Source organism: Streptomyces sp. CY-1 (assembly GCF_047218265.1).
Taxonomy (GTDB): domain Bacteria; phylum Actinomycetota; class Actinomycetes; order Streptomycetales; family Streptomycetaceae; genus Streptomyces; species Streptomyces niphimycinicus.
This window is the reverse complement of record NZ_CP178393.1, coordinates 4,244,543-4,254,249: the sequence shown is the minus strand read 5'-3', so window position 1 is coordinate 4,254,249 and position 9,707 is coordinate 4,244,543. Positions and strand designations below refer to the sequence as shown.

General features: G+C 73.8%; 1 protein-coding gene. It reads left to right on the top strand.

Annotated features, from left to right (window positions below; translation table 11 throughout):
* Positions 1 to 48 precede the first annotated feature (48 nt).
* Entirely contained in the window at positions 49 to 9,663 is a 9,615-nt protein-coding gene (locus ACK1X7_RS18320) for a type I polyketide synthase (RefSeq protein WP_413116887.1), read from the top strand.
* The last annotated feature ends 44 nt before the right edge of the window (positions 9,664 to 9,707 follow it).

The following is a 9,707-nucleotide window of genomic DNA, read 5'->3' as shown; positions in this document are numbered from 1 at the left end:
CTGAACACATGAGCACCCCCTCCCTCTTCGCAAGGAGCCGACGCAATGGTGAATAACGAGGACAAGCTCCGGGATTACCTCAAGCGGGCCACCGCCGACCTGCGTCAGGCCCGCCGACAGCTTCGCGAGGTCGAGGAGCGGCACCAGGAGCCGATCGCGATCGTCGCGATGAGCTGCCGCTACCCGGGCGGTGTGCGCACCCCCGAGGAGCTGTGGCGGCTCGTCCTGGGCGGTGAGGACGCGATCTCCGGCTTCCCCACGGACCGCGGCTGGGACATCGAGTCGCTCTATGACGCCGACCCCGACCAGGCGGGCGCCAGCTATGTGAACGAGGGCGGATTCCTCTACGACGCGGGCGGCTTCGACCCCACGCTCTTCGGGATCTCGCCGCGTGAGGCCATGGCGATGGACCCGCAGCAGCGGCTGCTGCTGGAGACGTCCTGGGAGGCGTTCGAGCGGGCCGGGGTCGACCCGACCGGGCTGCGCGGCAGCCGGACCGGCGTCTTCGCGGGCGTGATGTACCACGACTACACCTCGCGGCTGGACTCCGTGCCCGAGGGCGTCGAGGGCTTCCTCGGCACCGGAAGCTCCGGCTCCATCGCCTCGGGCCGGGTGTCGTACACCTTCGGTCTGGAGGGCCCGGCGGTCACCGTCGATACGGCGTGCTCGTCGTCGCTGGTCACCCTGCACATGGCGGTCCAGGCGCTGCGCAACGGTGAATGCTCGCTCGCGCTCGCGGGCGGTGTCACGGTGATGGCCACCCCGTCGACGTTCACCGAGTTCAGCCGGCAGCGCGGGCTCGCCGCCGACGGCCGCTGCAAGCCCTTCGCCGCCGCCGCGGACGGCACCGGCTGGGGCGAGGGTGTGGGCATGCTGCTGGTCGAGCGGCTGTCGGACGCGCGCAAGAACGGCCACCCGGTGCTGGCGATCGTGCGCGGAAGCGCCATCAACCAGGACGGCGCGTCCAACGGCCTCACGGCGCCCAACGGCCCGTCCCAGCAGCGCGTCATCCACCAGGCGCTCACCAACGGCCGCCTCTCCGCCGCCGATGTCGACGCCGTCGAAGCACACGGCACCGGTACGACGCTCGGCGACCCGATCGAGGCGCAGGCGCTGCTCGCCACCTACGGCCAGGAGCACACCGAGGACCAGCCGCTGCTGCTCGGCTCGATCAAGTCCAACATCGGGCACACCCAGGCCGCGGCCGGTGTCGCCGGAATCATCAAGATGGTCATGGCCATCCGCCATGGCGTCCTGCCCCGGACCCTGCACATCGACGAGCCGACCCCGCATGTCGACTGGTCGGCGGGCGCGGTGTCGCTGCTCGCCGAGACCACCCCCTGGCCGGAGACCGACCACCCGCGCCGGGCCGCCGTGTCCTCCTTCGGCTTCAGCGGCACCAACGCGCACACCATCCTGGAGCAGGCCCCCGCCGAGGAGACCGAGGAGGCGGGGGAAGCCACCGGGCGACCGGCTCCTTCGGCCAAGCGGCTGGACGTGGTGCCGTGGGCGGTGTCCGGCAGGAGCGAGGCGGCGCTGCGCGACCAGGCGCAGCGGCTGCTGGCGCACCTCGAGGCCGACCCCGGGCTTGGCCCGGTCGACGTGGGCCTCTCGCTGACCACCACCCGGGCCCAGCTCGACCACCGCGCCGTGGTGCGCGGCCACGACCGTGCCGACCTGCTGGCCGGGCTCGCCGCCCTGGCCGAGGGCGGAATGGCGGCGGGGGTCGCACAGGGCTCCGTCGTCGGTGGCCGGACGGCGTTCGTGTTCCCGGGGCAGGGGTCGCAGTGGGCCGGTATGGCGGTGGGGCTGATGGACGCCTCGCCGGTGTTCGCCGCGCGGATCGAGGAGTGTGCCGCGGCGCTGGCGGAGTTCACCGACTGGTCGTTGGTGGAGGTGCTGCGTGGCGCCGAGGGCGCGCCGTCGCTGGAGCGGGTGGACGTTGTTCAGCCGGTGTTGTTCGCGGTGATGGTGTCCCTGGCCGAGCTGTGGCGTTCGCTGGGCGTCGTCCCGGCGGCCGTGGTCGGGCATTCGCAGGGTGAGATCGCGGCGGCCTGTGTGGCGGGGATTCTGTCGCTTCAGGACGCGGCGCGTGTGGTGGCGCTGCGGAGCCAGGCGATCGGCCGGGTGCTGGCGGGCAAGGGCGGCATGGTGTCGGTGGCGCTGCCGGTGGCGGAGGTCCGGGAGCGGATCGCGGCGTGGGGTGAGGAGCGCATCTCGGTCGCCGCCGTGAACGGGCCCTCCTCGGCGGTGGTTTCGGGTGAGCCCGAGGCGCTGGACGAGCTGTTGGCGTCGTGTGAGGCCGATGAGGTGCGGGCGCGCCGGGTGCCGGTGGACTACGCCTCGCACTCCGCGCAGGTCGAGCTGCTCCGTGACGAGTTGCTGGAGCTGCTGGCGCCCGTACAGCCGAAGAGCGCCGAGGTGCCGTTCCTGTCGACGGTGACGGGGGAGTGGGTCGAGGGTCCGGAGCTGGACGCGGAGTACTGGTTCACCAACCTCCGTCGCACCGTTGAGCTGGAGGGCGCGGTCCGGCGGCTGCTGGACGAGGGCTTCGGTGCCTTCATCGAGTCCAGCGCCCATCCCGTGCTGACGATGGGTGTGCAGGAGACCGCCGAGGACGCGGGCCGTGAGGCTGCCGCGATCGGTTCGCTGCGCCGTGACGAGGGCGGCCTGGACCGCTTCTGGATCTCCGTCGGCGAGGCGTGGACGCGCGGCGTCGGCGTCGACTGGCAGGCGGTGTTCGACGGTACGGGCGCGGAGCGCGTCGAGCTGCCCACGTACGCCTTCCAGCACCAGCACTACTGGCTCGAGGCGGGCACCCCCGCCGCTGCCGCCACCGCCGCCGACCCCGTAGAGGCCCGCTTCTGGGAGGCCGTGGAGCGCGAGGACTGGCAGGCGCTCGCCGCCGAGCTGGACGTCGACGGCGATGAGCGGGTCAGCGCGCTGCTGCCCGCCCTGGCGACCTGGCGCAAGCAGAGCCGTGAGCAGTCCACGGTGGACGGCTGGCGCTACCGCGTCACCTGGAAGCCGCTCGCCGATGGGCAGCCGGCACGGCTGTCCGGCGCGTGGCTCGTCGTCGCCCCGGCCGGCGAGGACACCTGGTCCGACGCGGTGGCCGGGGTGCTCGCCGAACGCGGTGCCGACGTACGGCGGATCGCCGTGGACACCGACGCCGACGGCCGGGACGAGCTGATCGAGCGGCTGCGGGCCGCGCTCACCGAAACCGACGGCATTCCGTTCGCCGGAGTGCTGTCGCTGCTGGCCCTCGACGGCCACCCGCACCCCCGCCACCCCTCCGTCCCCGCCGGAGCGGCGGCGCAGCTCGCGCTGGTGCAGGCGCTGGGCGACGCGGAGATCGGCGCGCCGCTGTGGTCCGCCACCCGTGGCGCCGTCTCCGTGGGCCGTACGGACACCCTCGAATCCCCCGAGCAGGCGCTGGTCTGGGGGCTCGGCCGGGTGGCCGCGCTGGAGCACGGCGAGCGCTGGGGCGGTCTGGTCGACCTGCCCGGGGCGCCCGACGAGAAGGCGCTGGCCCGGCTGGTGACCGTGCTCGCCGGGGCCGAGGAGGAGGACCAGGTCGCGATCCGCGCCACCGGGCTGCTGGTACGCCGTCTGGTGCGCGCCCCGCTGGCCGCCACGCCCGCCGTACGGACCTGGGAACCGGCCGGTACGACGCTGGTCACCGGCGGTACGGGCGCGCTGGGTGCCCATGTGGCGCGCTGGCTGGCCGGCAACGGGGCCGAGCATTTGGTGCTCACCAGCCGCCGTGGCCTGGAGGCCCCGGGCGCGGCGGATCTGCGGTCCGAACTGACCGAGCTGGGCGCGAAGGTGACCATCGCCGCATGCGATGTGGCCGACCGTGCCCAGGTCGAGGCGCTGCTCGCGGGCATCCCCGCCGAGCACCCGCTGACGGCCGTCGTCCACACGGCCGCCGTGCTGGACGACGGGGTGATCGAGAGCCTGACCCCGGACCAGGTGGACCGGGTGCTGAAGGTCAAGGTCGACGCCACCCGCCATCTGCACGAGCTGACCCGGGAACTGGACCTCTCGGCGTTCGTGCTGTTCTCGTCCTTCGCGGCCACCTTCGGCGCGCCCGGCCAGGGCAACTACGCCCCGGGCAACGCCTTCCTCGACGCCTTCGCCGAGCACCGGCGCGCCCAGGGGCTGCCCGCCACCTCGCTGGCCTGGGGCCCGTGGGGCGAGGGCGGGATGGCCGAGGGCGGTGTCGGTGACCGGATGCGCCGCCACGGTGTCATCGAGATGGCGCCGCGGTCGGCCGTCACCGCGCTCCAGCACGCGCTGGACCGCGACGAGTCGGTGCTGACCGTCGTCGACATGGAGTGGAAGCGCTTCGTTCTCGCCTTCACCTCCGGCCGCTCCCGTCCGCTGCTGCACGACCTGCCCGAGGCGCGGGACGTCATCCAGGACATGGCCGGGGACGCCGAGGCGGACGGCGCGGGCGCGGTGGCGCTGGCGCAGCAGCTCGCCGGGGTGCCGGAGGCCGAGCAGGAGCGGCTGGTGCTGGAGCTGGTCCGCACCGCCGTCGCGGCCGTCCTGGGCTACGCGGGCGCGGACGACGTCGAGGCGGGCCGGGCCTTCAAGGAGCTGGGCTTCGACTCGCTGACCGCCGTCGAGCTGCGCAACCGGCTCGGCGCCGCCAGCGGGCTGAAGCTGCCGCCGACGCTGATCTTCGACTACCCCACCCCCACGGTGCTCGCGCGCCATCTGCGCACCGAGATCGCGGGCGGGCAGCAGGCGGCCGTGGCCGCGCTGCCGACCGCGGCGGCGCTCGCCGACGACGAGCCGATCGCCATCGTCTCCATGAGCTGCCGCTTCCCGGGCGGTGTGCGCACCCCGGAGGAGCTGTGGCAGTTGCTCACCTCCGGCGGCGACGCGCTGTCGGAGTTCCCGGGCGACCGCGGCTGGGACATCGAGTCCCTGTACAACCCGGACCCGGACGCACAGGGCACCAGCTACACCCGCGAGGGCGGATTCCTCACCGGGGCCGCCGACTTCGACCCCACCTTCTTCGGGATCTCGCCGCGTGAGGCCATGGCGATGGACCCGCAGCAGCGGCTGCTGCTGGAGACCTCTTGGGAGGCGTTCGAGCGGGCGGGCATCGACCCGGCCACGCTGCACGGCACCCCGTCCGGTGTCTTCGTCGGCACCAACGGCTCCGACTACTCCATCGTCATGCGCAGCAACACCGAGGGCTACGAGGGCCATCTGGCCACCGGCAGCGCCGCGAGCGTCGTCTCCGGCCGCCTCTCGTACACCTTCGGCCTGGAGGGCCCGGCGGTCACCGTCGACACCGCGTGCTCGGCGTCGCTGGTGGCACTGCACCTGGCCGTCCAGTCGCTGCGCCAGGGCGAGTGCACGATCGCCCTGGCGGGCGGGGTGACCGTGATGGCCACCCCGGGCACCTTCATCGAGTTCAGCCGCCAGCGCGGACTGTCCTCCGACGGCCGCAGCAAGGCGTTCTCCTCGGACGCGGACGGCTTCAGCCCGGCCGAGGGCGTGGGCATGCTGCTGGTCGAGCGGCTGTCGGACGCCCGGAAGAACGGCCACCCGGTGCTGGCGGTCGTGCGGGGCTCGGCCATCAACCAGGACGGCGCGTCCAACGGTCTGACGGCGCCCAACGGCCCGTCCCAGCAGCGGGTGATCCGGCAGGCCCTCGCCAACGCCCGGCTGTCCCCCGCCGAGGTGGACGTGGTCGAGGCACACGGCACCGGTACCACGCTGGGTGACCCGATCGAGGCGCAGGCGCTGCTGGCCACCTACGGCCAGGAGCGGCCCGAGGGGCAGCCCCTGCTGCTCGGCTCGATCAAGTCCAACATCGGCCACGCCCAGGCGGCCGCCGGTGTGGCGGGTGTGATGAAGCTCGTCCTCGCGCTGCGCCACGGCGTGCTGCCGGAGTCGCTGCACATCGTCGAGCCCACCCCGCATGTGGACTGGTCGGCGGGCGAGGTCGAGCTGCTGACCGAGGCGCGCGAGTGGCCGGAGACCGGCCGTCCGCGCCGGGCCGCGGTGTCCTCGTTCGGCTTCAGCGGCACCAACGCGCACGCCATCATCGAGCAGGCCCCGGCCGAGGAGCCGGACGAGACCGAGCCGGCGACCCGGCGGCCCGGCGCGCTGCCGTGGACGGTGTCCGGCAGGAGCGAGGCGGCGCTGCGCGCCCAGGCCGCCAAGCTGCTGGCCCACCTCGACGCCGACCCGGCCGCGCGCCCGCTGGACATCGGCCACTCGCTGGCCACCACCCGTGCCGCCTTCGAGCAGCGCGCGGTGCTGGTGGGTACGGACCGGGACGAATTCGCCGGTGGTTTGGACGCCCTCGCTAGGGGGCAGGTCCTGCCCAACCTGGTGCAGGGGGCCTCAATCGGGGGCAAGGCCGCATTCGTGTTCCCAGGACAGGGGTCACAATGGGTAGGCATGGCCGTGGAGCTGTTGGATGCTTCACCGGTGTTCGCTGCCCGTATTGATGAGTGTGCCGCCGCGCTCGCAGAGTTCACCGACTGGTCGTTGGTGGATGTGCTGCGCGAGGCGGAGGGCGCACCGTCACTGGAGCGGGTGGACGTTGTTCAGCCGGTGTTGTTCTCCGTGATGGTTTCGCTCGCGGAGCTGTGGCGTTCGCTGGGGGTCCGGCCGTCGGCCGTCGTCGGGCACTCGCAGGGTGAGATCGCGGCGGCCTGTGTGGCGGGGATTCTGTCGCTTCAGGACGCGGCGCGTGTGGTGGCGCTGCGCAGTCAGGCGATCGGCCGGGTGCTGGCGGGCAAGGGCGGCATGGTGTCGGTGGCGCTGCCGGTGGCGGAGGTCCGGGAGCGGATCGCGGCGTGGGGTGAGGAGCGCATCTCGGTGGCGGCCGTCAACGGGCCGTCGTCGGTGGTCGTCTCCGGTGAGCCGACCGCGCTGGACGAGCTGTTGGCGTCGTGTGAGGCCGATGAGGTGCGGGCGCGCCGGGTGCCGGTGGACTACGCCTCGCACTCCGCGCAGGTCGAGCTGCTCCGTGACGAGTTGCTGGAGCTGCTGGCGCCCGTACAGCCGAAGAGCGCCGAGGTGCCGTTCCTGTCGACGGTGACGGGGGAGTGGGTCGAGGGTCCGGAGCTGGACGCGGAGTACTGGTTCACCAACCTCCGTCGCACCGTTGAGCTGGAGGGCGCGGTCCGGCGGCTGCTGGACGAGGGCTTCGGTGCCTTCATCGAGTCCAGCGCCCATCCCGTGCTGACGATGGGTGTGCAGGAGACCGCCGAGGACGCGGGCCGTGAGGCTGCCGCGATCGGTTCGCTGCGCCGTGACGAGGGCGGCCTGGACCGCTTCTGGATCTCCGTCGGCGAGGCGTGGACACGTGGCGTCACCGTCGACTGGGAGGCGGTGTACGAGGGGACCGGCGCGGAGCGCGTCGAGCTGCCCACGTATGCCTTCCAGCACCAGAGCTACTGGCCGCAGCCGGCCGACGCCCCGGCCGACGAGTCGGGCACGCCGTCCGACGCCGTCGACGCCCGCTTCTGGGAGGCCGTCGAGCGCGAGGACCTGGCGTCGCTGGCCGACACCCTCGCGTTCGCGGACGACGGTGAGCGGTCCTCGCTCGGCGCCGTCCTGCCCGCCCTGGCCACCTGGCGCAAGCAGGCCCGTGAGCAGTCCACGGTGGACGGCTGGCGCTACCGCGTGACCTGGACCTCCCTGACCGAGCGCCAAGCCCCGCGGTTGTCCGGGACCTGGCTGCTGGCCGTGCCCGAGTCCGCCGCCATCGACGACTGGACGCTCGGCGCGGTCCGGATGCTCACCGAACGCGGCGCCGAGGTACGGCAGATCACCCCGAGCGCCGTGGAGTCGGACCGCGCCTCGCTGACCCGCCTGGTGCGCGAGGAGCTGGCCGACGCCGCGACCGTCTCGGGGGTGCTGTCGCTGCTCGCCTTCGACCAGGGCACCGCGCCCGGCACCGACGGTGTCGACGCCGGGCTGACCGGCACCGCCGTGCTGATCCAGGCGCTGGGCGACGCCGGGGTGGACGCGCCGCTGTGGTGCGCCACCCGGGGCGCGGTCGCCGTCGGGCAGACGGACACCGTCGAATCCCCCGACCAGGCGCTCGTCTGGGGCCTGGGCCGGACCGCGGCGCTGGAGTACCCGGAGCGCTGGGGCGGTCTGGTCGACCTGCCCGGATCGCCCGACGAGCGGGCGCTGGCCCGGCTCGCCGGGGTGCTCGCCGGGACCGAGGGCGAGGACCAGCTCGCGGTGCGCGCGGCCGGGGTGTTCGCCCGCAGGCTCGCACACGCCCCGCTGGCCGGCGCCCCCGCCGTACGGACGTGGAAGCCCGCCGGTACGACGCTGGTCACCGGCGGTACGGGCGCCCTGGGTGCCCATGTGGCGCGCTGGCTGGCCGGCAACGGGGCCGAGCATCTGGTGCTCACCAGCCGCCGTGGCCTGGAGGCCCCGGGCGCGGCCGAGCTGCGGGACGAGCTGGCCGAGCTGGGCACCAAGGTGACCGTCGCCGCGTGTGATGTGGCCGACCGCAAGGCCGTCGAGACGCTGCTGGCCGCCATCCCGGCCGACCAGCCGCTCACCGCGGTCATGCACGCGGCGGGTGTCCTGGACGACGGTGTCCTGGACGCGCTCACCCCGGAGCGGTTCGCCACCGTCCTCGGCCCCAAGGCCGACGCGGCGCGCCATCTGCACGAGCTGACCCGCGATCTGGAGCTGTCCGCGTTCGTGCTGTTCTCCGGTATCGCGGGCACCCTCGGCGACGCCGGACAGGGCAACTACGCGGCGGCCAACGCCTATCTCGACGCGCTGGCCGAACAGCGCCGCGCCCAGGGCCTGCCCGCCACCTCGGTGGCCTGGGGCCGCTGGGGCGAGACGGGGCTTGCCGCCGACGGGGCCATCGGCGAGCGGCTGGACCGGGGCGGTGTCCCGGCGATGGCGCCGCACGCGGCCATCACCGCGCTCCAGCGGGCCCTGGACCACGCCGACACGGTCGTGGCCGTCGCCGACATCCAGTGGGACCGCTTCGCCTACGGCTACACCGCGGTCCGCCCGAGCCCGCTGATCGGCGAACTGCCCGAGGTCCGGCGGCTGCGGGAGACCGGCGCCACGGCCGGTGAGCCCGGCACGGCCTCGGACGGATCCCCGGCGGACGCGCTGCGCAAGCGGCTGGCCGGGATCTCCCGGGCCGAACAGTCCGTGGTCGTCCTGGAGGTCGTGCGCACCAACGCGGCCGCCGCGCTCGGCCACCCCTCGACCGACGAGGTCGGCGCCGGGCGGGCGTTCAAGGAGCTGGGCTTCGACTCGCTCATCGCGCTGGAGCTGCGCAACCGGCTGACCGCCGCCACCGGGCAGAAGCTGCCCGCCACGCTGGTCTTCGACTACCCGACCCCGGCGGTCCTCGCCGAGTTCCTGTGCGGCCGGATCGTGGGCGACGGCGGCACGGCCGCCGCCCCCGGGCTCGCGGAGCTCGACGCGCTGGAGTCCGCGCTGTCCGTCCTGGACCCCGCCAGCGAGGCACGGGACGACATCGCGGCCCGGCTGCGGGACCTCGCGGCGAAGTGGGCGGAGCCCCGTACGGCCGAGGCCGAGGCGGCGGACGGCGAGAGCGGGACCGTGACGGAGAAGTTGCAGGAGGCGACGCCCGACGAGGTCTTCGCCTTCATCGACAAGGAACTCGGAATCTGAGGATCTGAAGGTCCCCGGGCGCAAGGTTTGTGACGAGAAGCATG